17 protein-coding genes are annotated in these 26,322 nt (G+C 35.1%); 11 read left to right on the top strand and 6 right to left on the bottom strand.

The window, feature by feature from the left end:
• Positions 1-375: 375 nt before the first annotated feature.
• The 3 genes from bglX (at position 376) to mgrA (ending at position 4,702) form a co-directional block, all read left to right on the top strand.
• On the top strand, positions 376-2,673 hold the full coding sequence (gene bglX / locus QLQ95_RS02835) for a beta-glucosidase BglX (RefSeq protein ID WP_482502540.1): 2,298 nt from the start codon (positions 376-378) through the stop codon (positions 2,671-2,673).
• Between the two features lie 365 nt (positions 2,674-3,038).
• Positions 3,039-3,605 (top strand): HdeD family acid-resistance protein, encoded by a 567-nt coding sequence (locus QLQ95_RS02830; protein ID WP_482502538.1) that lies wholly within the window; start codon positions 3,039-3,041, stop codon positions 3,603-3,605.
• A 140-nt stretch (positions 3,606-3,745) separates the two neighbouring features.
• Positions 3,746-4,702 (top strand): L-glyceraldehyde 3-phosphate reductase, encoded by a 957-nt coding sequence (gene mgrA, locus QLQ95_RS02825; RefSeq protein ID WP_095931037.1) that lies wholly within the window; start codon positions 3,746-3,748, stop codon positions 4,700-4,702.
• Between the two features lie 132 nt (positions 4,703-4,834).
• Here the strand turns inward: mgrA and QLQ95_RS02820 are convergent, their stop codons facing one another.
• The 6 genes from QLQ95_RS02820 to QLQ95_RS02795 form a co-directional block, all read right to left on the bottom strand.
• Positions 4,835-6,814: a glycoside hydrolase family 97 protein gene (locus QLQ95_RS02820; RefSeq protein WP_482502537.1), complete on the bottom strand. Its 1,980-nt coding sequence runs from the start codon at positions 6,812-6,814 to the stop codon at positions 4,835-4,837.
• A 109-nt stretch (positions 6,815-6,923) separates the two neighbouring features.
• Positions 6,924-8,210, bottom strand: a complete 1,287-nt coding sequence (locus QLQ95_RS02815) for a glycoside hydrolase 5 family protein (protein WP_482502535.1) — start codon at positions 8,208-8,210, stop codon at positions 6,924-6,926.
• Positions 8,211-8,342: 132 nt separating this feature from the next.
• The gene (locus QLQ95_RS02810; protein WP_482502533.1) at positions 8,343-9,533 is read right to left on the bottom strand and encodes an AGE family epimerase/isomerase; all 1,191 of its coding nucleotides are present in this window, start codon (positions 9,531-9,533) and stop codon (positions 8,343-8,345) included.
• Positions 9,534-9,539: 6 nt separating this feature from the next.
• Positions 9,540-10,730, bottom strand: a complete 1,191-nt coding sequence (locus QLQ95_RS02805; RefSeq protein WP_482502531.1) for a glycoside hydrolase family 130 protein — start codon at positions 10,728-10,730, stop codon at positions 9,540-9,542.
• 27 nt (positions 10,731-10,757) lie between these two features.
• A complete protein-coding gene (locus QLQ95_RS02800; RefSeq protein ID WP_095931033.1) occupies positions 10,758-12,149 on the bottom strand; it encodes an MFS transporter in 1,392 nt (463 codons plus the stop codon).
• Between the two features lie 36 nt (positions 12,150-12,185).
• On the bottom strand, positions 12,186-13,322 hold the full coding sequence (locus QLQ95_RS02795) for a glycoside hydrolase family 26 protein (protein WP_482502529.1): 1,137 nt from the start codon (positions 13,320-13,322) through the stop codon (positions 12,186-12,188).
• A gap of 304 nt (positions 13,323-13,626) precedes the next feature.
• Here QLQ95_RS02795 and QLQ95_RS02790 point away from each other — a divergent pair, with 304 nt between their 5' ends.
• From QLQ95_RS02790 to QLQ95_RS02755, 8 genes are all read left to right on the top strand, one after another.
• Complete coding sequence (locus QLQ95_RS02790) at positions 13,627-14,505, top strand: AraC family transcriptional regulator (RefSeq protein ID WP_095931031.1); 879 nt, start codon at positions 13,627-13,629, stop codon at positions 14,503-14,505.
• Positions 14,506-14,818: 313 nt separating this feature from the next.
• A complete protein-coding gene (locus QLQ95_RS02785) occupies positions 14,819-17,986 on the top strand; it encodes a SusC/RagA family TonB-linked outer membrane protein (RefSeq protein ID WP_482502527.1) in 3,168 nt (1,055 codons plus the stop codon).
• Positions 17,987-17,997: 11 nt separating this feature from the next.
• The gene (locus QLQ95_RS02780) at positions 17,998-19,560 is read left to right on the top strand and encodes a RagB/SusD family nutrient uptake outer membrane protein (RefSeq protein ID WP_095931029.1); all 1,563 of its coding nucleotides are present in this window, start codon (positions 17,998-18,000) and stop codon (positions 19,558-19,560) included.
• 20 nt (positions 19,561-19,580) lie between these two features.
• The gene (locus QLQ95_RS02775) at positions 19,581-20,651 is read left to right on the top strand and encodes an IPT/TIG domain-containing protein (RefSeq protein ID WP_482502525.1); all 1,071 of its coding nucleotides are present in this window, start codon (positions 19,581-19,583) and stop codon (positions 20,649-20,651) included.
• 81 nt (positions 20,652-20,732) lie between these two features.
• Positions 20,733-21,992 carry a fasciclin domain-containing protein gene (locus QLQ95_RS02770; protein WP_482502523.1) on the top strand — a complete coding sequence of 420 codons (1,260 nt, stop codon included), beginning with the start codon at positions 20,733-20,735 and terminating at the stop codon, positions 21,990-21,992.
• Between the two features lie 80 nt (positions 21,993-22,072).
• Positions 22,073-23,305: a glycoside hydrolase family 27 protein gene (locus QLQ95_RS02765; RefSeq protein ID WP_482502521.1), complete on the top strand. Its 1,233-nt coding sequence runs from the start codon at positions 22,073-22,075 to the stop codon at positions 23,303-23,305.
• Positions 23,306-23,317: 12 nt separating this feature from the next.
• Entirely contained in the window at positions 23,318-24,331 is a 1,014-nt protein-coding gene (locus QLQ95_RS02760; RefSeq protein WP_482502519.1) for a glycoside hydrolase family 5 protein, read from the top strand.
• 690 nt (positions 24,332-25,021) lie between these two features.
• The gene (locus QLQ95_RS02755; protein ID WP_248727866.1) at positions 25,022-26,116 is read left to right on the top strand and encodes an outer membrane beta-barrel protein; all 1,095 of its coding nucleotides are present in this window, start codon (positions 25,022-25,024) and stop codon (positions 26,114-26,116) included.
• Positions 26,117-26,322: the final 206 nt, after the last annotated feature.

Raw genomic sequence — 26,322 nt, 5'->3', positions numbered from 1 at the left:
AACATAGAATATAGATTTTTGATTGTAGATCTGTTTTGTCAGGCTGAGCGAAGTCGAAGCCCTGCAAAGTGAGAAATAGAGTTTGTTATCCTGATGAAAGAAGCATCACACACGTAACTCGACAAAGTTTGGCGAAGTTCTGTACGGAGTTTCTAGTGTGATCCTTTTTTCCTCAGGATAACAAAATAACCAAAACGCTCTTTTGAAAACGATTTGCGTGAGGGATAGAGGCGGTATCCTTTTGTGGAGAGAAACGGAACAAAAGATAAAGCCGAAAGCCCGACCCGCCTTTTTCGGCGGGACACGCCCAAAAAAACTTAGAATCTTAGCGTCTCAGAAACTTAGAAACTAAAAAAGAACTAACTAAACCACACTATGAAAAATAAAAAAATAATTATTATCGGGGTTTTGTCCCTGTTTACTGTTGGAAATATGAGTGCACAAAAAAAGCCGTATCTGGATAAAAATAAAACTGTTGAGCAACGCATTGATTTGCTTTTGCCATTGATGACGCTGGAGGAAAAAGTGGGACAGATGAACCAATATAATGGTTTTTGGGATGTTACTGGACCTGCGCCAAAAGGCGGAACAGCCGAATTAAAATACGAACATTTAAGAAAAGGATTGGTTGGTTCGATGCTGACGGTTCGTGGCGTAAAAGAAGTTCGTGCGGTGCAGAAAATTGCGGTTGAAGAAACAAGATTAGGAATTCCGTTAATAATTGGTTTTGACGTAATACATGGTTATAAAACGTTAAGTCCGATTCCGTTGGCAGAAGCAGCAAGCTGGGATTTGGAAGCGATTAAAAAATCGGCGGCGATTGCGGCAGATGAAGCTTCGGCATCTGGAATTAACTGGACATTCGGACCAAATGTTGACGTGGCAAACGATGCGCGCTGGGGACGTGTGATGGAGGGTGCAGGAGAAGATCCTTATTTGGGAAGTAAAATTGGTTATGCGCGTGTGAAAGGTTTTCAAGGAGAAACCATTGCAGATTTGGCCAAAGTAAATACGATTGCAGCTTGCGCGAAACACTTTGCTGCTTATGGCTATGTTGAAGCAGGTTTGGAATATAATATCGTGGATATCAGTAATTCTAAATTGTATAATTCGGTTTTACCTCCTTTTGTAGCAACGGTTGAAGCGGGAGTTCGTACGTTTATGAATTCGTTTAATACTTTGAATGGTGTTCCTGCAACTGGAAATGCTTTTTTACAAAGAGATATTTTAAAAGGAAAATGGAAGTTTGACGGATTTGTAATTTCTGATTACGCTTCGATTCGTGAAATGATTGCGCATGGATATGCAAAAGACGAAGCGGATGCAACAGCTAAAGCGGTTATTGCAGGTTCTGATATGGATATGGAATCGTATTTGTATGTGGCAAAACTGGTCGATTTAGTAAAATCAGGAAAAGTAAAAGAAGCCTTGGTTGATGATGCTGTTCGCAGAATTTTGCGTGTGAAATTTGAGTTAGGATTATTTGATGATCCGTACCGATACTGTGATGAAAAACGCGAAAAAGAAGTTGTTGGCAGTAAAGCGAATAATGAAGGCGTTTTGGATATGGCGAAGAAATCTATCGTTTTACTGAAGAACGAAAAGAGTTTGCTTCCGCTAAAGAAATCTGGACAGAAAATTGCTTTAATTGGGGCGTTGGCAAATGATAAAAACAGTCCGCTAGGAAGTTGGAGAATTGCGGCTTCTGATGATACAGCGGTTTCGGTTTTAGAAGGAATGCAACAATACAAAGACAATCAACTGACTTTTGAAAAAGGTGTTGATTTATTGAAACAAAAAGCGACTTTCCTAACAGAAACGGTTTTCAATACAACAGATAAAAGCGGATTTGAAGCAGCGAAAAAAGCAGCAAAAAATGCCGATGTTGTGGTAATGGTTTTAGGTGAATATGGTTTTCAAAGCGGTGAAGGAAGAAGTAGAACTGATTTGAACCTCCCTGGATTACAGCAAGAATTGCTAGAAGAAATTTATAAAGTGAATCCGAATGTGGTTTTGGTTCTAAATAATGGTCGTCCGTTGAGTATTCCTTGGGCAGCAGAGAATGTTCCAGCAATTGTAGAAGCTTGGCATTTGGGAACTCAGACTGGAAATGCAGTTGCTCAGGTTTTATATGGAGATTATAATCCGAGTGGAAAATTGCCAATGTCGTTTCCTAGAAATGTAGGTCAGGTACCAATTTATTACAACAAATACAGCACAGGAAGACCAATTGACAGTGATAAAAATGTTTTTTGGTCGCATTACATGGATGTAGAGAAAACGCCTCAATTTCCGTTCGGTTTTGGATTGAGTTACACGAAATTCGATTATAAAAACTTGAAATTGAATAAAACGGCTTTTGCAAAAGGAGAAAATGTTGAGGTAAGTGTTGAGGTAACGAATTCAGGAAATTATGACGGAAAAGAAGTAGTGCAATTGTACATTCATGATGAATTTGCAAGTATCGTTCGTCCAATAAAAGAATTAAAAGGTTTTGAATTGGTTAATCTGAAAAAAGGTGAAACTAAAACGGTAAAGTTTACTTTGACAGATAAAGAACTTGGTTTTTATAACAATGAAGGAGCTTATTTAGTAGAACCGGGAACTTTTAAAATCATGGTTGGAGGTAGCTCTGATAAAGGTTTGCAGAGTGGTTTTGAAATTAAAGAATAGGTTTTTTAGGAGAAAAGTAAAAAAGTAACAAAGTTTTTAATCTCGCAAAGGCACAGAGTCGCAAAGATTTTTGAATAGCGCCTAGCTTCAGCTAGGGGAATAAGATTTGAATAAGGAAAGGGCTTTAGCCAAACTTTATAGGTTTGGCTAAAGTCCTTTTTGATTGTGTTTATGTTTTCTAAAGCTGGACGCAATTGATTTTTTTGTGATGGTAAGTGTTTATATGTCAGTATTTTATTATGTAAAAAATATTTTGGCTTACGCTTTTGTCTTATCTTTGATAGACAGCCATTTAAATGTTTTTTATTGGCAGTTAAGGTAAGCTGAAAACTTTATAGAGTAAGCATGATTTTAAAAGTATACCTATGGAAAATTCTTTATTTAAAAAAGTAAAAAAAGCTATTGATTACTGGTATATTCCATTATTGGTGGGATTGCTGTTTGTTGGAATCGGAATTTGGTCTTTTATCACACCCGTAGCGGCTTATTTAACTCTTGCATTTCTCTTTAGTGTTTCGTTTTTAGGAAGCGGAATTTTTGAAATCATTTTTGCACTTTCAAATAGAAAGAAAATTGACAATTGGGGATGGACATTAGCATCTGGAATTTTAGGTTTTGTAGTAGGAATATTGTTGATTATTAATCCGTTAATTTCAATTACTTTACTGCCACTTTATGTTGGATTTGTGGTTTTATTCCGTTCAATAATGGCAATAGTTATTGCTTTTAATTTAAAGAGTTACGCCGTTTCTGATTGGGCAAATCTTTTAATACTGGGAATATTGGGAACAATATTCTCGTTTGTCTTATTGTGGAATCCTATTTTTGCAGGTCTTTCGCTTGTGTATTGGACTGCTTTTGCTTTTATCGCGCTTGGAATTTTTTATATTTATTTCTCTTTCAAGTTGAAAAGAATACACGATTTAGATTAAAAAATAAAGATTGGTTTTTAATTTTCGCTCGCAGATTTAGCAGATCAAATGGATTTTTTTAATCTCCTAAATCTGCAAAATCTGCGGGAGTTTTTTGTATTTTTAAAATCTATTAAAGCTCCAACTTTTAAATTAAAACAATGAAATATAACAGATGCGGGAAAAGCGGATTGCTGCTTCCTGAAATTTCTTTAGGATTATGGCATAATTTCGGTTCGGTTGATAATTTTGATAATGCCGAAAGTATTGCCATTGAAGCTTTTGATAAAGGAATTACTCATTTTGATTTAGCGAATAATTACGGGCCAGTTCCAGGTTCTGCTGAAGAGAATTTTGGTAAAATCTTATGGCATAATTTTCAGGGAAATCTGCGTGATGAAATCGTGATTTCTACAAAAGCTGGTTATACGATGTGGAACGGACCTTATGGAGATTGGGGCTCTAGAAAATATCTTTTATCTAGTTTAGACCAGAGTTTAAAACGAATGAGTATTGATTATGTCGATATTTTTTACTCACATCGTCCAGATCCAGAAACTCCTATTGAAGAAACGATGATGGCTTTGGATCACGCTGTTAGAAGCGGAAAAGCTTTGTATGTCGGAATCAGTAATTATTCGGCAGAACAGACTCGAGTTGCAGTTGATGTTTTAAAACAATTGGGAACGCCTTGTTTGATTCATCAAGCAAAATACTCGATGTTGGAACGTTGGGTTGAAAATGGCTTATTAGATGTTTTGGAAGAAAAAGGAGTAGGCTGTATTGCGTTTTCACCTTTGGCTCAAGGATTATTAACAGATAAATATTTAAATGGAATTCCTGAAAATTCAAGAGCACATAATCCGAACGGACATTTGAAAGAAGATGAGGTGACGCAGGAACGTATTCAGAAATTGATTCAACTTAATGAAATTGCCCAGAATAGAAATCAGTCTTTGGCGCAAATGGCTTTGGCTTGGCTTCAAAAAGATAAACGAATTACTTCTGTTTTAATTGGAGCTAGCTCTGTAAAACAATTGTGTAATAATATTGATTGTCTTCAAAATAAGGAATTTTCGCAGGATGAATTGAATGCGATTGAAAAGATATTAGCTTAATTGTGAATTGTTAATGCACGGGATTGTAGAGATGTACCGTAGTGCGTCTACGTCCAGTTTAGATTCTAAATAGTTAAAACCCGACAGGTTTCAAAAACCTGTCGGGTTTGTTATATAAAATGGATGTTATTTTTATTTAATAGTCATTGCCAGTCCTCCACCGCTTGCCAAACGATATTTTAACTTGGTTGTCGAGTCAACAGTAATAATCTCTTTTTTATAATCGGTAGCAGCTTTATCAGCATTTACACCATCAGAGAAAATTTCGGCTTGGAATTTTTTGCCTTTTTCAAGGAAAGAAAAATCAATTGTAATATCTCTAGAATCCCAATTTGTAATCGCGCCTAAGTACCAAGTATTTCCTTTTCTTCTAGCGATAGAAACGAATTTTCCAACTTCTCCGTCTAAGGCAACAGTTTCATCAAAAGTAGTCGGAACTTTAGCTATAAAATCGGTGCTTTCTTGTTCCTTCATAAAAGCAGTTGGACTGTCGGCCATCATCTGCAAAGGCGCTTCAAAAATCGTGTAAAGTGCCAATTGATGGCATCTTGTTCCCTGACTCATTGGAGTAGAATGACTTGGTTTGAATTCGCTTTTGGTAGCATTTCGCATCGCGCCTGGAGTGTAGTCCATTGGTCCAGCCATCATTCTAATAAACGGAATTGTGGTATCGTACAGCGGAACATCATCATTTGCAGTCCATTTATTATTTTCCAGACCTTTTACGCCCTCAAAATTTAAAATATTTGGATACGTTCTCTGAATTCCAGTTGGTTTGTACATTCCGTGAAAATCAATAATCAATTTATGATTGGCTGCTTTTTGTGCAATATCATAAACCGAATTGACCATTTTGGCATCGTCACGATCAATAAAATCAACTTTAAAACCTTTTACGCCAAGTTTTGCATAATTGTCAAAAACGGCTTCTGTTTTATCATTTATTGCCATCCACGAAGCCCACAAAATAATGCCCACGTTTCGTTCTTTCGCGTAAGCGATTAAAGCTTCCAGATCCACATTCGGATTGTGTTTCATAATGTCGGTTTCTACGCTCCATCCTTCGTCCAAAACCACATATTCAACTTTGTTTTTAGAAGCAAAATCAATATAATATTTATAAGTCTGTGTATTAATTCCCGCTTTAAAATCTACATTGTAAATATTCCAATCGTTCCACCAATCCCAAGCGACTTTTCCAGGTTTTATCCACGAGACATCCTTTATTTTGGAAGGCTCGGCTAATTTCTGAACCATATCATTATTGGCTAAAGCAGCATCATTTTCAGAAATGACAATCGCTCTCCACGGAAAAGTTCTCGTTCCTTTTGTTTTTACCAAATAATCAGCTCTTTCGGTAATTAATTTGTTGAGGTAATTAAATCCGCCGTTAGTTTCTTGGGTTGGATATTTAGAAAAACGAGATTCAAAACCTGTTTTGTTTTTATTATTGGTTACAAATAATCCCGCATAATCTTCGAGATCAGCTTCTAGAAAAACGGCTTTTTTATGGTTTTTATACTCAATTAGAAAAGGTAAAAACGCCAAAGTATCTTTAGCAAATTCACTTATTTTTTTGTTTTCATAATGCGATTCAAACGAAGAAATAAACTGATCTTTCGGATTTCTTAAATCACGTACATACGGCATTAAAGTATTATAATCCTGATCGAAATTCAGAACGACTTCTTCGTCTTTAACCGTAATCTCTTTTTTCTTTTTTGTGATGAAACGATACGCGGCGCCATCATCAAAAACACGAAATTCAAGAGCGAAATCATTTTTGAAATTTACAATCAGTTTATTGTATTGATCTTTAACCGTTTTCTTTTTGTATAAAGGCGTTTCAAAAGAAGTATTTACGCTTTCTTTTTTTGAATTTAAAACAACTGGGTTTTTTCCCAAAACCAAATTTTGATCTAAAGTCAAAGACATTTCAGATGGAGCCAAAATCACATCGTTTTCATGAGAAATTGACCAAGAGATTTTACCATTTACAGCAATTTTAACTTCGATTTTTCCGTCGGGAGATTTCAGAATAAAGTCTTGTTTCTTTTGTGAAAAAGAGATGTTCAGGAATAAAAAACAAAAAAGAATAAATATATTTTTCATGCTGTGCGATTTTGTTATTCTGTAGAGGCGCACCCGCAGTGCATCTACGTCCAGATTACGTTGTATTTTAAACCCGACAGGTTTTTAAAACCTAGTAAAGTAGTTGTTTTTATTTCTTTAATTCTGAATTGTATTTTTTTACAATTTCTAATGTCGATTTATCTCCATTAAAAACAGAATTTAAACCTTGTGGTTCTTGCGGAGGATCTGTTGTTAAAGGATCGCCTGGATTCCATTTTCCGGTTTCGTTTATTGCTTTTCCTTCGCCTCCATAACCCCAGAAATTGGCAGCTCTCAGAGGACCATTATTTTTAACGCTTTCTGCCACTCTTCCAAAAATATAGCTGTAGAATTGATTTCTGTAAACAGAAGAGGCTCCCGCATTCAGGTTTTCATTTTCTCTCGGAAGTCCAAATTCTTCAATAATAATAGGTCTTTTCAGATTGTTGGCAACCTTAATATGATCGTCAATGTATTTACCAGCATTTTCGATTGTTGCAGGCATTGTCGCTTCGGCATTATCGGCTTTAAACCAATTCCAGTTTTTAGGCCAGATATGCATCGTCAAATAATCGATATTCGGATTTTGATGCGTTCTTTCGAAGATTTCCATGCTGTCGTTCGAACTATTTTTCCCTTCAGAACCTGTAGAAACCAGATGGTTTTTGTCTAAACTGTCAATTAAATCAACAATGTTATTGAGCCATTTCGTGAATTTAACTTCATTTTCTACCGTAAAAAGTCTCGGTTCATTTCCAACCTGCCACGACATAATCGTGTTGTCTTCGTTGTATTTCTTTTTAGAATAGGCATTTGTTCTTCCAATAATAAACTTTACATGATTGTTTAAAGCTTCCATGCAAGGCTCACAGCTGTGAAACTGTTCTGTATACGACATAAACTGAGGCCAAGTATTCGGCGGAATATTCGGAACTGGAATTGCTCCTTTGCCATTCCATTCTAAGTACTGCGACATTCCGCCCGACCATTCCCAGTTATTGGTTAAGTACAAAACGGCGTACATGTTTCGTTTACTCATTTCGTTAATCAAGAAATCCAATCCGTCCAATAAATCTTCATCATATTTTCCCTGCTCATATTGCAGTGCGGGACGAACGGTAAAATCATATTTTCCGCCATCGGCACCCACTAAAACACGTAAATTATCGATTCCGTTTTTCTTCATTAAATCCAACTCGCGCAAGAGCCTTTTACGATCGCCTATTTTTTTAGAAGCCAGCATACTTCCGTACCAGTAATTGGTTCCAATATAAGCGTACGGTTTATCGCCTTTATAAAACTGGTTTCCTTTTACGGTGATTTTTTCCTGCGCCTGACAAGCAATTGCGGTAAAAATCAAGGCCAATGAAAGGGTTTTAAAAAATCTGTTTTTCATAATTTATATTTTAAGGAGCTAATCCCGCTATCCGCTGTATCTTTTATGGTGAACCCCACCATAAAAGGATGCCGCTTCTATCGGGGCTAGGACTTTACGTTCTGTAAGACGTTTTGATTTTTATTTGAAACTTCAATTTCCGATTCGATGAATAAGCTCTAGGCAAGCTCGGCCATTATGATAAGGACATTTCCAGAATCCGGCTTTGTCTTTTTTCATTAAACTATAATCGTCATAAACTCCCCAATACCATTCTCCATTTTTCTGATCGATCATATACTTTTTTATGAATTTCCAGTTTCTGTAAACGATATCCAAATATTCCTCTTTTCCCGTTAATTGATAGGCGTTGTAAAAACCAATTAAAGCTTCAGCTTGTGGCCACCAATGTTTTTCTGCAATTAACTCCTTTTTTTCAGGATCATATTCGTACCATAAACCGCCATCAGCATCTAGACCTTCTTTGGTTACTTCTGCAATTTGAATGGCATGTTTTTTATAATTGGCAATCAAAGTTTCATTTCCCGAAATTTCGGCACATTGCTGCAAAAGCCAAGCTGCTTCAATATCATGTCCGTACGATATGACATCTGGTTTTTCTTTCCAGTTTTCGTCAAAAAATAAGCGTAAATGTCCCGTTTCAGTATTGATAAAATACTTCTCGATGGTTTCTAATAATTCAACAATATCTAGGAGCAATTTTTCATCTTTCCAAACTTTATACAAATTCACATAACCTTCAATAATATGAAGATGCGTATTCATGGTTTTCTTTTCGTTGGCATCTTTTTCGCTTAAACGCAAATCGTCAATAGGTTGCCAATCTCTGGTGAAAGCTTCAAAATAGCCTTTGTTTATCTTATCATAGCTATGCTCTTGAATTTTTGCATATAAGTTTTTAGCAATTTCTAAAGCTCTTTCTTCTTTTGAAATGGCATAATATTCAGACAATCCATAAATCGCAAAAGCCAATGCGTAAATCTGGTTTTTGGTGTCTTTTGGAGTTTTATCCTCATTTATACTCCAAAAAAGACCTCCAAATTGTGTGTCATAAAAATAAGAAGCAAGAAATTCGAATGCTCTTTTTGCCAGTCTTTTGTGGTTTTCGTTTCTAGTGGTTTTGTAACTGGCAGAGAACGTCCAAAGAATTCGGGCATTCAGAACCGAACCTTTTTCTGCATGAGCAATTTGAAGATCGTTAAAATCGATTTGCCCAACAAAACCTCCATTTTGATCGTCAATAGTACGTTCCGACCAATAGTTTAGGATAGAATCCAGTTCTGCGGTTAGTTCCGATTTTAAAAGCTTTCTTTGTAATGACACGATATTTTAAATTGCGTTATTTTTTTCGATTTGATTGATGATGGTTTGCACTGAACCTGCCGAAATAAAAGTATCTGCTGGAGTATTTATTACATAATCGACAAGTTTATCTACAGATGAAACTGCCACGTGCATTCTAGTGTCTGAAGAAGCGTAATAAACGTAAACCGTTCCATCTTCGTCTTCGATCCATCCGTTAGAAAATAAAACATTCGATACGTCTCCAACTCTTTCAATTCCTTCAGGTCCCATAAAATGCCCTGCGGGAACGTGTGTTACTTTTGTAATATCATTCAAATCGGTCATGAACATATACAAAGTATAGCGTAATCCTGCTGCAGTATTTCGAACTCCGTGCGCTAAATGCAACCAACCTTTTGATGTTTTAATTGGAGCTGGGCCCAAACCGTTTTTCAGTTCGTAAATCGTATGATATTGTTTTCCAAAAATGATTTTTTCGTCTTTTACAACAGGATTGGTCATGTCTTCAACGTAACCTAAACCAATTCCTCCACCATTTCCAACATCAATAAAACCATCTTGTGGACGTGTATATAAAGCGTATTTTCCGTTTACAAATTCTGGGTGTAAAACTACATTTCGCTGTTGTCCTGTGTTCGAAATCAAATCTGGAAGTCTTTCCCAGTTTACTAAATCTTTAGAACGCACAATTCCCGCATTGGCTACAGCCGAACTGGTATCGCCTTTTGGAGCTTTCGGATCTTTTCTTTCGGTACAGAAAATCCCGTAAACGTAACCATCTTCGTGATTAATAAGACGCATATCGTACACGTTTGTATCCGGTTCTTCAGTTTGTGGAATCACACACGGTTTATCCCAAAATTTGAAATTGTCAATTCCGTTTGGACTTTCGGCGATCGCAAAAAAAGATTTTCTGTCGATTCCTTCTACACGAACAGCCAATAAATATTTTCCATTCCATTTTATTGCGCCAGCGTTGAAAGCGGCATTCACGCCAATTCTTTCCTGTAAAAACGGATTTGTTTTTTCGTTAAAATCAAAACGCCAGTTTAATGGGATATGTGCCGCAGTAACGACAGGGCTTTTGTAACGTTCATATATGCCGTTTCCAACTATTTCTTGAGGTTCGTTTTTTTGCTCAAGCAATGTTTTATGTTGTTTTTCTAATGCCGATTTTCTTTCTTGAAAAGTGGCTGAAGATGTTATCGTTGTCATATCAATTGATTTCTATGTCTTTTGTTTTTAATGATTTTGATCTCTTTTTTCGTTTAAATCTTGTTCTATAATCTGTAATTTCTCTTCTGATAAAGGGTAAAATGCTATAAAAGCTACTGAAATTGCGGCCGCAATTGCTGGCAATATGCTTAACATTAGCTGAATTCCGTTTTGTGCTGTTGCGGTCTGCTCAACATTGGCTTGAAAACCGTAATATCCTAAAAGCCATCCTGCTCCTGCGCCACCAATCGTCCATCCAAATTTTTGCGACATAGATGAAGCAGAGAAAACTAATCCTGTTGCTCTACGTCCTTGTTTCCATTCAGAATAATCGGCACTGTCGGCGTACATGGACCAGATTAAAGGAAAAATACAGCCCGCACAAATGCTGATTAAAACTTGAAAACTCATAATTAAGAAAACATCTTCTTTTCCGAATAAATAGAAAATAAGACTTAAAATGGCTGCCAAAGCCATTGCACCAAAAAAGGTTTTCTTTTTACCAATTTTATTGGCAATTGGTGTTGCAATGATTACTCCGATAATGTTTGCTGCTTGTCCTAAAACCAAATAAATTGAAGTTGGCGTCATGTGGAAATCGGTTCCGAAAAGCGAAAAATCAAAATTTACAGAACTGCTTACATAATATTTGAAGTAGTAAACGGCAGCCCCGTCACGAATTGAATTGAATACCAAAGCTCCGATTCCGGCTCCCAATAAAATCCACCAAGGTTTATTTTTCCAAAGATCTTTTAAATCTTCTTTCAAGTTATTCTGTTCATCTGCAATAGGTTTGATTCTTTCTTTAGTGAAGGCAAAACAAGCCCAGAAAAAGACAGTTGTAATTAATCCGAAGACGGCAATTGTTGCCAGCCAGCCCGTTTTAGAATTTAAATTTCCTCCAAAATAATTTACCAAAGGTTCAATTAGCCAAAGCGCTAAAAGACTTCCTCCAAAAGCAAAAACCATTCGATAAGACGAAAGTGTGTTTCTTTCTTTTCTATCAGATGACATTACGCCCAAAAGTGAAGCGTAAGGAACGTTGATTAAAGAATAAATCATCATCATTAAGGAATAGGTCACATAGGCGTAAATAATTTTTCCTTTTTCATCAAAATCTGGAGTGTAAAAAGTTAAAACTCCAATCACGGCAAAAGGTATCGCTACCCAAAGTAAATAAGGTCTAAATTTTCCCCATTTGCTTTTGGTTCTGTCAGCCAGAATTCCAACAATTGGGTCAAAACATGAGTCCCAGATTCTAGTAATTAAAAACATAGTTCCTACTACAGCAGGCGCCAATCCGAAAACGTCGGTGTAGAAAAATAGCAGATACATGCTAAAGATTTTCCAGAACATAGAAGAAGCAGCGTCTCCAAGTCCGTAACCGATTTTTTCTTTTAAACTAATTTTGTCGTGCATTGGTTATTTTTTAAGGTTGTAATTTATTTGGGGCAATTATTTTAATTTTTTCTGAATGTCTTTTTCAAAGATAGTCTGGTCGAGATTGTAAAAATCGATAAAATCTTTTTCGCTTACTTGGCCTGAAAATGGCGCATAATAATGCATTTTTTGCTCTTTTTCCTGCCATCCGTGATTTCTCCAAAGCAATACATAAGAAATTTTATAATCTCCAATTGCTTTCAGTAAAGTTCCCGTCCACCATTTTGGGTCTGGAACGGCTTCATAACCAGCTTCAGCGAGTGCCATTAATTTGTGTTTTTTTGAGCTGATTTCGTTTAATATTTTAAATTGATTTTGAACTTCAGCAACGAATTTTTCGCCATTTGGATCATTACTGTTTTGGTAGGTGTCAAAACTCAACATGTCGGTATAATCATCTCCAGGATAATTGGCTAGAAAGTCGTTTTCGCTTCCAAAACTTCCTGTGTTATAAACATAAATCAAGTTGTGAACCCCTTTTTTCTGAAGGTAATCAAAAGTGAATTTCCAAGCGGTTTTGAATTCCTCTGGAGTGCAATTTCCTTTTCCCCACCAAAACCATCCGCCAGTAAGTTCATGGAAAGGCCTGAAAAGTATCGGAATATTTTTGCCATTTTTATCCTTTAAAGACAAAAAGAAAACAGCTGCTTTGTCTAGCCAAGAAGTAAATTTTTTATGATTTTCGGCTCCAGGGAGAATCGTTTTTAAAGAATTTGGAACATTATCCCAAGCATTTTTTCCTGTTGCAGGATTGTCAAAATGCCAGCTGATAGTCGAAATTCCGCCTCTAGAATCTGCCTCAATAATATATTGTTTCATTTTAGCAAAAGGAACTCCATCAATATTATTCGGACTGTCATTTTCTAAACCCGCAATATCCCAGCCATAAACTGCAGGATAATCTCCAACAACCTCTTTAATGTCGCTGCGGCCCTCTTCGTACTTCCATTTTACACCATAAGCCAAATCGTCTTGATGTCCGAATAAGAAACCTTTTTGAGTTAAAGTATTAAGTTCTTTATATAAAATTTTAGTTTCTATTGTTGCTTTTTTATCTGAAAGTGACAAATTAGTATTACTAGTGCTTTTTTGAGACCAACACGAACTGCTTAGTGCAGTTACAGTTAAAAGCGTTAAAAAATGTTTTTTCATCGAAAAATAAGAGTTGGCTGTTTAGCTAAATGCTAACTAAACAAGGGTTTACGGTTTTTAAATAATAGCATTTCTTCTGTCGAAAATTCTCTATGCGATTAGCGTTAAAATTATTAAAACTATAAAAAGTTATTTAATAAAAAATGATTAATGTTTATTATTAATGTTCTTTTTAAAGAAATGATAAATTAATTTTTTCAAAGATAAACGGATGATTATAGTGTAATTAATATTATTTTATCAATTATATATCATATTATTGCATCAAAAAAAGAACATTTGTTTTCCTGAAATAGTTTTTAAGATGAGTAATACGAAGAATTTTTATAGAGAAATAGCACCGCTTGCTGCGAGTGACAGCTTTTTGGTTTTTGATCGTGTAAAAGATAGTTTTGATTTTCCTGTTCATTATCATCCAGAATTTGAGATCAATTTTATTCAGAATGGAAAAGGAGTTAAAAGGGTTGTAGGAGATAATATTGAAGAAATTGATAATGTCGAGCTGGTTTTGATTGGTCCCAATTTATATCACGGCTGGGAATTGAATAAATGCACAAATAAAAAAATACACGAAATTACGATTCAATTTCATAACGATTTATTTCATGAGTCTTTGCTTGCGCGACGTATCATGAATCCGATTCGCGATATGTTTAATAGATCAATTCACGGAATTCTTTTTTCTAAAAAAACAGCCGAAGAATTGATGCCAAGACTCGTAAGGCTTTCTAAGCTGGATGGTATGGATTATTTTTTAGAGATTACATCTTTACTGTATGATCTGGCCAATTCTAGAAATCAGCGTTTGCTTTCGACTTATACAGTAGATTATGATACTTTTGATGATTATGATAAAATGAAATTAGTTTACGAATATGTGCAAAAGCATTTTGCTGAAAAAATCACTTTAGAAGACGTGGCAAATGTGGCGAGTATGTCTATAATTTCTTTTAACCGATTCATTAAAAAGAGGACTGGAAAAACTTTTGTGAATTATATAAATGACATTCGTATTGGTTATGCGGCGCGTTGGCTGGTAGAAAAAGATATGAGTGTTTCTGAAGTTGCTTTTAAATCTGGTTTTAATAATATAGCAAATTTCAATCGTAGTTTTAAAGCTACAAAAAATTGTACACCAAGCCAATATCGTGAAGAGTTTTCTGGTTTAAAACGAATTTTATAGTGATACTTTTTTATCACAAATAAATATTATTTTTAACGAAAACGTTTGATTTTTAAGATTTCATTGGTTTTTTTGCATCGTTTGTGTTGTAGAGAGAGGTGTGATTGCGAATAATTTAAAATTTACGCGTTTTTATTTTTATATGTGTTTTTTTAAGGGCTTATAGTAAAAATATTATCATTAAATGATATAATACTATCGATTTGATAATCCTGTCTGTTATAGATTTGTTAAATAATTTAAAAGTAAAAATTACCCAGGCATTTACTTTTGGATTATGCAATAAACAAATTTAACTAACCAAACACTTATTATGAAAAAACTAATGACTAGCTTCATTCATTGGAGGGCTGACCACAAAGCCATTCCTTTGATATTATTTTTGTTACTGACTAGTAATTTTATTACGGCTCAGGTAAAGGTTTCGGGAACTGTATCTGATGAAAAAGGGTTATCTATACCAGGTGCCAATATCATAGTTACAGCTACAAAGAAGACGGCTTCAACAGATTTTGATGGTAAATATTCTATCGAAGCACCTGCAAACTCTACTATTTCTGTTTCATTTATTGGATATGTTTCGCAAACTATCAATGTTAAAAATGGCGGAACAGTAAACGTTGTCTTGAAACTTAGCGCAGAAGATTTGCGTGAAGTTTTGGTAAACGTAGGATATAGAAGCGTAAAGAAAAAGGATTTGACAGGAGCTATTTCTACTGTTACTACTAAGGATATTGCAGACTCTCCACAAGTATCTGTAGATCAATTGTTACAAGGACGTGCTGCTGGGGTAACAGTAACGAACAATTCTGGACAGCCAGGAAGTAGTGTCTCGGTTAAAATTCGTGGAACTACTTCTATTTCTGGAACCAATGAGCCATTGTATATTGTAGACGGTATTCCGATTTCTGGAGATGCTGCCAATACGGCAACTGGAGGTTCAATCGTTACAGGTTATTTAGGATCCAATACAGGAAACGTAACTTCGAGCCCTATAGCTTTTTTAAATCCGAACGATATCGAAACAATGGATATTTTGAAAGATGCTTCTGCAACTGCTATCTATGGTTCTAGAGCGTCGAATGGAGTTGTTATTATTACTACAAAAAGAGGTAAAAAAGGAACAGGAAAAATCACTTTTGATTCTTATTTCTCTATTCAAAATGTAACTCGTTTGTTAGATACTATGACTTTGAGTCAATATGCTGCACAGCAAAATGCTTTGGCAGGTGTTTATGGTGTAACGCCGCGAGATGAATTTGCTGTTCCGTCTGTTCTGGGTAAAGGAACAAATTGGCAAGATGAGATTTATAAAACGGCTATAATGAATAATTATCAGGTTTCGTTTTCTGGTGCAAAAGATGGTACTAACTACTATATTTCTGGAGGTTACACTAATCAGGAGGGTATTGTTATCGGTTCTGGTTTCAAAAGATATAGTTTTAAAACAAATGTTGACAGCAAACTAAAAGATTGGCTTACTGTTGGAGTGTCTGTTGGAGCAGGTGTAACCAATGAAGATATCACAATCAATGGTGCTAGCAATGGTATTATCAGTACTTCTATTTTGTCTACGCCAGATGTTGCGGTAAAAGATACGAATGGTAACTATGCTGGTCCGCCAGCAGATGGGTCAATTGGGGTTTGGATCAATCCAGTAGCTTCTGCATTGATGAATACTAATAAGTTGATTAAGAAAAATTTTATAGGAAATTTTTATGCTAACTTTAGAATTGCCAAAGGATTGGAGTATCGTTTTGACTTTGGTGGATCTACTAATATAGATAATTTTGAAGGTTTTCAGCCTACTTATAAATGGGGTTCAGCGGTTAGAGAAACCAACATGCTGACAGAGAGAGCAAACAATTGGTATGGACTTAACGTTAAAAACGTTTTAACGTATAAAGCTGATGCTGGAAATCATCATTTTAATGTTTTGGCTGGTCAAGAGGCAAATGATAGTCATTGGTTCGGTAATTCGCAATCTGTTTCTGGGTTATTAAGTAATGATATTCATTCTATTAGTTTAGGAGATCCCGATTCAGTTGTTGCTTCAGAATATAAAGGAAGTTCTGCTTTATATTCTTTCTTCGGATCTTTTAATTATGATTATGATAATCGATATGGTTTACAGGCAACCATGAGAGCAGACGGAAGTTCTAATTTTGGCCCAGGTGAAAAGTGGGGTTACTTTCCTTCAGTTTCTGGTTATTGGAAACTTTCGAACGAAAAGTTTATGGAAGGAACTAGAGAATATATTGATAATATCAAGTTTAGAGGTGGATATGGAGAGACTGGAAACCAAAACATTGGCGGTGGCGGTTACATGAGCACGGTTCGTGCAATCAAATCGGCAATGGGGAACTTCTTTACGGTTAATAATATTGCAAATCCTGACTTAACTTGGGAAACTTCTAAACAAACCAATTTAGGTTTAGATTTTACACTTTTCAAATCAAAACTTCAAGCAACATTTGATGTATACAAAAAAGAATCTGAAGGATTTTTATTTGTGTTGCCATTGCCTTACTACGTTACTGGTACAGATGCGTATCAAGGAGGTTTAGGAGCGCCAAGTGTAAATCTAGGAAGCTTAAGAAATCAAGGTTTTGAGATGACTTTAGATTATAATGAGAAGTTTGGAAAAGATTTTTCATGGAATTCAAAAGTAATTTTTTCTACAAACAAAAATAAATTGTTGAGCTTACAAGATAATTTCGATTTGACAAAAGATGTATTGCTTAATGATTATACGACAAAAGCGGTAACTAAAACTATAGTAGGTCAGCCAGTAGGTCAGTTTTATGGATATCAAGCAGTTGGTATTATCAGAACGAACGAACAGTTGGCCAATGCACCAATTCCTTTTACAGGAAATAAAGCAGTAAAAAGCCAGTTGGGAGATGTTGAGTATGTAGATCAAAACAAAGACGGTCTGATTGATGATAAGGACTTAACCTATATTGGCAATCCCGCACCAAAATTTACTTACGGTTTCAATAATACTTTTAAGTATAAAAATATCGATTTAGGGGTCTTTTTGCAAGGATCGTATGGTAACAAAGTAATGAACTTAACAAGACGTGCAGGTACTAAAAATCAACGTCTGTATGAAAATCAATTGGCAGAAGCGGCAGATTTTTGGACACCAGAAAATACCGATGCAAAATATCCAAGACCTGATGGCGGAGACGGACATCCAAATATTGCAATCTCTGATCGTTATGTAGAAGATGGGTCGTATTTAAGAATTCAGCAAGTTACTTTAGGGTATAACATGCCTTCAGATGTGATCTCAAAAGCGAACATTAGTAAATTAAGATTTTATTTTGGTATTCAAAATCTTTACACATTTACCAAATATACGGGCTATGATCCTGAAATTGGGTCATATAACCAAGATCCATTATTATCAGGAATCGATTCAGGGCGTTACCCAACCAATCGTAGTTTCACTTTTGGAATGAATTTAGAATTTTAATTACTACTCTTATGAAAAAATATATCAATATAAAGACCTTAGTTTTATTCTTAACGCTAGGTTTGGCAACTACTTCTTGCAGCGAAGATTTCTTGGATCGCCCATCTGAAGATAGTTACAGCAGTGACCAGTTTTATAATACTGATGAGCAGGTAGCAAGAACCACTTACGGAATGTATGGTGCAATGTGGGCTCCTTATTATACTAAAAACTTTTACGCATTATCAGAACTGTCATCAGGGAATTGTTTGGCTTATGCCGATGGACCAGAGCTGATTCAGTTTAAATTAACTTCTGATAGTCCAATATTGTTAGATCCATGGAGAGCTTGTTTTGCAATTGTAGCGCAAGCCAATAACTTGATTAATAACATTGAAAAAAATGCTACTGCAGAGGTAAATAAGGCAGTTATTAAAAACACTATTGCAGAAGCGCATTTTTTTAGAGCGATAGCCTATTTTTATTTGGTTCGTTTGTACGGACCAGTGCCTATTATTGAAGATAATTTGGCTCTGGCAAAAGATCCGATGGTGAATACCAATAGAGTTGAAGATGTTTATACATTCATCGAAAACGACTTAAAATTTGCGGCAGCAAATCTAAAATCAAAAATTAGATCTAGATCTGCTAGCGGAGAAAATATTTTTGTGTCGCAAGGTTCTGCTGAAGCATTTTTAGCTAAAGTATATTTATATGAGAAGAAATTTGCTGATTCTAAAACAATGGCCGAAAAAGTAATTAACTCAGGTGAGTTTGGATTACTGCCAAATTTTGCAGATTTGTTCTTGACAAGTAAAAATAACAACGAAGAATCTATTTATTCTTGGCAATGGTCTGGTGCTATCAATACTTATGGAGGAGGAAATTTCTCTAATATCCAATATGGTTTAGATATTTTGAATGATAATGCTTCATACGGTGCTACTTATGTGCCAAGTAATGACGTTCAAGATGCTTTTGAAATTGGAGATTTAAGAAGAAAAGAATCTTTTATGATTTATGGAGATTCTTATCCTAACATTAAAGGAGATGGTGTGGTAGGTTTTGTTATGGATAAAACCAAATATCCAGATGTATTAGCCAATACAGGAGCAGCGGTTAAGAAATATGTTGTAGGGCAAGTTACTAGCGAGACAGGTCCAGCTGATGGATGGGGCGGAATGAGTAACTGCAATTACATTATGCGTTATGCCGATCTTTTATTAATACATGCTGAGGCAACTATGGCTGGAGCTGATGAAACTACTAATGCAGCAGCAAAAGAATCATATAACAAGGTGAGACTTAGAGCGGGTCTTGGAACTTTAGGAAATAATGTGCCTTTAACAAAAGCAGCTTTGTTTCATGAGCGTAGAGTTGAATTTGCTTTTGAAGGTGAATTTTGGTTCGATTTAGGAAGATTGCCACGTCAAGAAGCAATCAATATTATTTCTCAGCAAGATAGAGGTTTCGATTCGCAAGGGGTAATACATTATACGCCAACGCCAACTGATTTTATTTATCCAAAACCAGATGTCGAAGTTAGAAAAAATCCAAAATTGAAAGAGGCACCAGTTCCTTACACTTTCAAATAATTTTTTAAAAGTAAATCACTATGAAAAATATAAAAAATAGAATGTTATTGAAGTTGTATTTTTTAGCTTCGATTTCAATTTTCCTATTCGCTTCTTGTTCCAATGATGATTCAGTAGGTTCATCTGGAAAACTGGAAGTAACTGGAATTAGCAGATCTGTTGTTGACGACCCTTTGGTTGAAGGAGATAGAAAAGTTGATGTTCCTACAGATGTTATTAATGCAGGAAATTATTATATCATTAGAGGATCTGGTTTTGCGACATTAAGATCAATTTCGTTTAACGGATTAGAGTCTTATTTTAATCCGACATTCGTAACAGATAATGCAATTGTGGTTATGGTAGATTCAAAAACGCCATACTATAATGAAATGGATGAAATGAAGATCGTAACCAATTTGGGTACTCTGAATTATAAAGTGGCTATTAGACCTCCAAGTCCTAATATTACAGGATTTCCTGTCAATGCAAATCCAGGAGATGTCATTACCATTACAGGAGAATATTTCTTGCGTCCTGTCGTTAATTTTGGCGATATCCAAGTTGAGCCAGTGTCTTCTACGTTAACAGAAATTGTAGTTAAAGTTCCTGAAGGAAGTTATTTGAAAAATTTATCTGTAACAAATGTATCTGGAACAACAGTGGCTCCACAAGTAATAGGTTCAGAAATATATGATGATGCTTTCACTAATATTTGGGGCTGGCAATCGCTGTGGGATGGAACTAATGAGTTTGATGCAGCCTACGCTAAAGATGTTTATCAAGGAACGAAGTGTGTTCAATGGAAGGCGGGTGAATGGGATGGATATGTTATTGGTATTAACAACTGGTCTTATCATGATACAGATAAATTCAAAGCAGTAAGATTTTGGGTTAAAGGTGAAAAAGCTGGAAAAGTGAAGTTTTTTGCTAATGGAGATGCTGAGAAAAACATCGTGATCGTTGATGTCAGAACTTCTTGGACTTATGTTGAGGTGCCATATACTTCGCTAGGTAATCCAACTGAATTATCTCAAATTGGATATCAAGAATTTGGCGGTTTTGGCGGAAATGTGATCTATCTAGATGATATCGGATTGGTGTTAAAATAATTGTTAGGATTCAAATAAAGATTTCGACAAAAGTCCAGTCTATTAATCAGAATCCATAATTAAAAAACTAAAAGAGAATTTATGAAAAATATATATAGTAAAATAAAACATATTGCTCTAAGTGTCTTTTTGGTTGTTGCAGCTTCTTCCTGCGATAACGAAATTGAAGATATTGGTGGAGCGCAGCAAAATTATAATACAGCGTATGGCTTAATTCAGGCAAATAGTAATTTAACTACGTTTACAAAAGCAATAAAATTAGCGGGTTTAGAATCAACATTAAATACACCAGATAATTACACGTATTTTGTTCCTAACGATGCCACTTTCGATGCTTATTTGGTAGCCAATGGCTATGTAAATGATCTGGGATATCCAGATATTACGCTGGTTCCTGTAGAAGATTTAAAACAACTTGTTTTAAGTCATGTTATTAAAGGTGTCAAAAAAAGAGTGGGCAAACTTGCAGGGGTTGAAGCCGATTATTTAGAAACGGGAGATTATGCTACAATGGCAAACGCTGTAAATTCAGATTTATACTTGTTAAGCATTAATGTAACCAACGGTGTTTTAAAGGTAAACGGATCCGATAAAGAAGCGCCAGGATTAGATTATTACGGTACAAATGGTTTCGTAAATATTTTAAGCAATGTTATCGAATTAACTCCGCCAGCACCAGTAATTTCAGGATTATCACAAGTGTTAGCTTCTCCTGGAGATGTTATTACAATTACAGGGCAAAATTTTGTAAAAGTTAAAAGCGTAAAATTCGGATCTACTGAAGCGACATTTACTGCGGTTTCTAAAACAGAAATAAAAGCTACAGTTCCAGCTGATTTTGATTCGTATGCGCTTATTGTTGTAGAAACGGAGTTTGGAGTGTCTGCTCCAAGCGGAATCGGACTTAAATATTTATTATACGAAGACTCATTGAAAGGATGGGGCTGGGGCTGGGGAGGAGACATTACCTGGGAAAGCACAGAAAAAGTAAGCAGAGGTACACATGCAATCAAAAAAGTTGCAGAAGCTTGGAGCGGACTTTTCATGCACTCAGATCTTCTTCTAAAAGCGACAGATTATCAATTTGTCAAAATGTCAATATTCCCAACAGAAAGCACTAAAATTATGGTGACTATAAATAGCGACACAGGCGATTCTGCTAAAGGTACGACTGTTGTCTTAGTGCCAGGGCAATGGAATAATATTTCAATTCCTATTTCAGCTTTGCATCCGGAACTTTTAACGGATGGAAATTTTGATAGCGTGTTTATTCAAGAATTTTCTGGAGGAACAATTACTCCGTCTAGCGTATTTTATATAGACGATATCGGATTTTTATAAAAAAATAATATGTTATGAGTTAGTTTGAGGTATTCCCTAATTGAGAAATTAGGGAATATCTTTTTTAAAAAAGATAAAGAATGAAAAAAATAATTTTAGGGTTTCTTCTCAGTATTTCGAGTTTTGCTTTCAGCCAAGGAAATACTCATAAACAGCAAGGCGGAAAATTTGATGGTCTTGCAATGACACCGCCAATGGGGTGGAATTCATGGAATACGTTTGCAACTAATATTGACGAAAAGTTAGTAAAAGAAACGGCCGATATCATGGTTTCTTCTGGTTTGGCAGCGGCAGGTTATAATTATATTGTTTTAGACGACGGATGGATGACGCACGAGCGTGATGCAAACGGTGATTTGGTTCCCGATCCAGAAAAATTTCCAAGCGGAATGAAAGCGCTTATAGATTATGTGCATAATAAAGGGCTGAAATTCGGTTTGTATAATTGTGCAGGAACAAAAACTTGTGCAGGTTATCCTGGAACAAGAGGTTATGAATATCAAGATGCGAGGTTTTATGCAAAACTCGGAATTGATTTCTTAAAATACGACTGGTGTAATACAGAAGGGATCACGGCAAAAGAAGCTTACACCACAATGAGTAATGCCTTAAAAACAGCTGGAAGACCAATTGTTTTTAGCCTTTGCGAATGGGGAGATAATCAGCCGTGGGAGTGGGGAAAACCAATTGGAAATCTTTGGAGAATATCTGGGGATATTTATCCTTGTTTTGATTGCGAATTCAAACATCCAGAAAATTGGTCTTCTTGGGGATTCATGAAAATTGCCGATATGCGAAAAGATATTCGTAAATATTCAGGTCCAGATCATTGGAACGATTTTGATATGATGGAAGTTGGAAATGAAATGAACGATACCGAAGATAAAACGCATTTTGCAATGTGGTGCATGCTTTCTTCTCCTTTATTTACAGGAAACGATTATCGTAAAATGTCAAAAGAAACTTTGGCAATTTTAACCAACAAAGAATTGCTTTCTGTAAATCAAGATAAATTGGGAATTCAAGGTTTTAAATATGCAATTTTAGATGGAGTAGAAGTATGGGTAAAACCGCTTTCTGATGGAGCTTGGGCAGTAAGCTTTGTCAATAGAACCGAAACTTCAAAAAAAGTAAATTTCGACTGGAAGAAAAACAATATCAAAGATGCTGATTTTGGTTATGAAGCCGATTTTAGCAAGACAATCTTCAAAATAAAAGACCTTTGGAAAAACAAAGAAATCGGAAATACGAAAAAGGTCTTTATTGCTGAAATAGCTTCTCATGATGTGATTACTTTAAAGCTAATTCCTTAAATCTAATTGATTATGAAGTTTAGTAAAATTTTAGCGTTTGTTTTTGTATTTGGGTTTTCATTTTCAAATGCTCAGGTAGAAACACATGGAAAACTTAGCGTAAATGGTACTCAATTGGTAAATAAAAATAAAGTGCCCGTTGTTTTAAGAGGAATGAGTTTTGGATGGCATAGTATGTGGCCAAGGTTTTACAATAAAAAAGCAGTAAGTTGGTTAAGAAAAGATTTTAATTGCAACATTGTTCGTGCTGCATTAGGAGTGGAGCTTGGAGAGTATTCATACATGAAAAATCCAGAATTTTCAAAAGAGAAAATAGAAGCTGTTATTAAAGGAGCAATAAAAGAGGATATTTATGTGATTGTTGATTGGCATACCCATAATATTAATTTGAAAGAAGCTAAAGAGTTCTTTGCAGAGATATCAAAAAAGTATGGTAAGTATCCTAACATTATATATGAGATATTTAATGAGCCTGATTATGAAACGTGGGCAGAGGTTAAAGCTTATTCTGAAGAGATAATTAAAGTAATTAGAGAAAATGATCCTGATAATATAATTTTGGTAGGTTCACCGCATTGGGATCAAGATTTGGATCTTCCTGCTTCAGATCCTATTTTAGGGTATGATAATATAATGTACACCATGCATTTTTACGCCGCTACCCATGGGAAAGAATTACGAGACAGAACTGATGCCGCAATAAAAAAAGGACTTCCTATTTTTATTTCAGAATCTGCAGGGATGGAAGCTTCAGGTGATGGGCCATTAAATTACCAAGCTTGGCAAGAATATATAGATTGGATGGAGGAGAGAAAATTGAGTTGGATTGTATGGTCTGTTTCTGATAAAGATGAAACCTGCTCGATTTTATATAAATCTGCGAAGTCGGGAGGAAAATGGAAAAATAAAGATCTGAAAGAATCTGGAGTAAAGGCCCGTGAATATTTTAAAAAATATAATCAATGGACTTATGAAAGATATTTGCCTGCAAATTGGAAGGAGACTGGATATCGCCTGAAAGACTAAAATCATGAAAAGATTGTAATGATTTGTATTTAATATGAATTAACAAAACGGACGCACTAGAAGGTGCGTCTTTTTTTATGCCAATATTTAAGCAAATGTAATTTCCCATAACCTTTATAGATATACAATTAAAGGTCTTTTTTGTCTCTTTATTTTTTAAAAAATGAAGTTGAGGTTTGTAGTGTAGTATAGCGTTTAAATGGTTTGTTTTTTGTAAGAATTTATTTGAAGTAAAAAGAGGAGGGTATATTTGCTTTTTGTATTTTATTGTGTTTTTTGTTTTTTATTATTTTTTACTATACCCCTATAAAAAATAGGGGTTATGGTTTTTAAGTTTGGTTTTTTTAATGTTTTGTGATTTGTTTTTGTAGTATTTTTTACTTTTTGCATTGTAAAAATCAAAAAAACCTTTAAAATTTTGTTATTGAATTTTCAAAAACAATTATCGATAAATGTCAAATCATGATTATTGGAGATTTAATTTTTGTAATCCGTAATTCTTCGCCTAAAACGTCAAAAAAGCCGTTTCGAATTATTCTACTCATACAAAAGTTAATAAATTCGCTAATGAAAATGATGATGATTTGAAGGGCGCATGAAAGGTTTTAGAAATGACTTATACTATTAAAATAGATATATAAAAAGATTAACTAACCAGAATCAATTAATAACTAAAAACCAAATTAAAACATGAAAAAAGCATTTCACATTTTAGCCGCGATGTTAACAAGTTCTTTTGCCTTTGCCCAAGAAGAGGAAGCAGCCGCTACCGCTCCAGCAACCACATGGGGAGGTTCTGCAGATGCGTACTATAAATATGATTTTTCAAAACAAATGAATGGATTAACGAGCTTTACCAACTCACAGAATTCATTCGAATTAGGAATGGCGTCGATTGAAGCAGGTCATACTTTTGGAAAAGCTTCTGTTTTTGTAGACTTAGGTTTCGGAAAAAGAGCAGCAGAATTTTCATATAATGAAACGCCAGATAAAGATGCAAGCGCAAAATTTATGATTAAACAATTATTTTTTACATACAATTTAACTGAAGAGTTTAAGGTAGTGGCGGGTAGTTTCGGAACCCACATCGGATATGAAGTGTTAGATGCAGTAGATAATAAAAATTACAGTATGTCGTATGCGTTTTCTTATGGGCCATTTTTCAATACTGGGGTTAAAGCACAATATACTTCAGGTCAATTTACTGCGATGTTAGGATTAACCAACCCGACAGATTTTAAATCGGCTATGGATGCAGGTTCTTACCAAAAAACATTCATCGGGCAAGTAGGATATATTGGGGATACAGGAAGTGCTTATTTAAATTTTACAACAGGAAGTAGTAATCCAATTCCAGGAAGTACAATTCCAGTTTCAGACGAAAATAAAACGCAGTTTGATTTAACAGCATCTAAAACAATTAGTGATAGTTTCGCTCTTGGATTAAATGCAACTTATGCAAAAACAACAAATGATTTTGATAGCAATTTAGATGGAGATTGGTTTTCTGTAGTAGGATATGCTAATTATACTTTTAATCCAGCATTGCTTTTAGCTTACAGAATAGAATATTTTGATGCTAAAGATGCCGCTCCAAGTTTAGGAACTTTAGCAGGATCAAGTGTATTTGCCAACACAGTTTCTTTAAATTACAAAGTTGGAAAACTTACCATAATTCCTGAGTTAAGATACGATGCGGCTTCTGAGGATATATTTTTAGACAAAAATGCATTGCCAACAGGTGGAAGCTTCTATGGTTTAATTGCAACAACATACTCTTTCTAGAGATAAAGATTGATATTTTTTTTTTTTTTTGGAGCTGTCGAAACATTCTAATGTTTTGGCAGCTTTTTTACATTATGATGAGTTTTAAATTATGAATACTGCTTAATGATTGTTTAAAATTGCTGTGTGTTTTATTTATATGATTGTAGAGATGCGACGTAGTGCGTCTTTTTTCGAATCGTAATGGCGAATTGATTAATATGATT

This window comes from Flavobacterium sp. B330r (assembly GCF_056824325.1).
The sequence above is the reverse complement of the archived record's forward strand: the minus strand, read 5'-3'. Positions and strand labels throughout refer to the sequence as shown.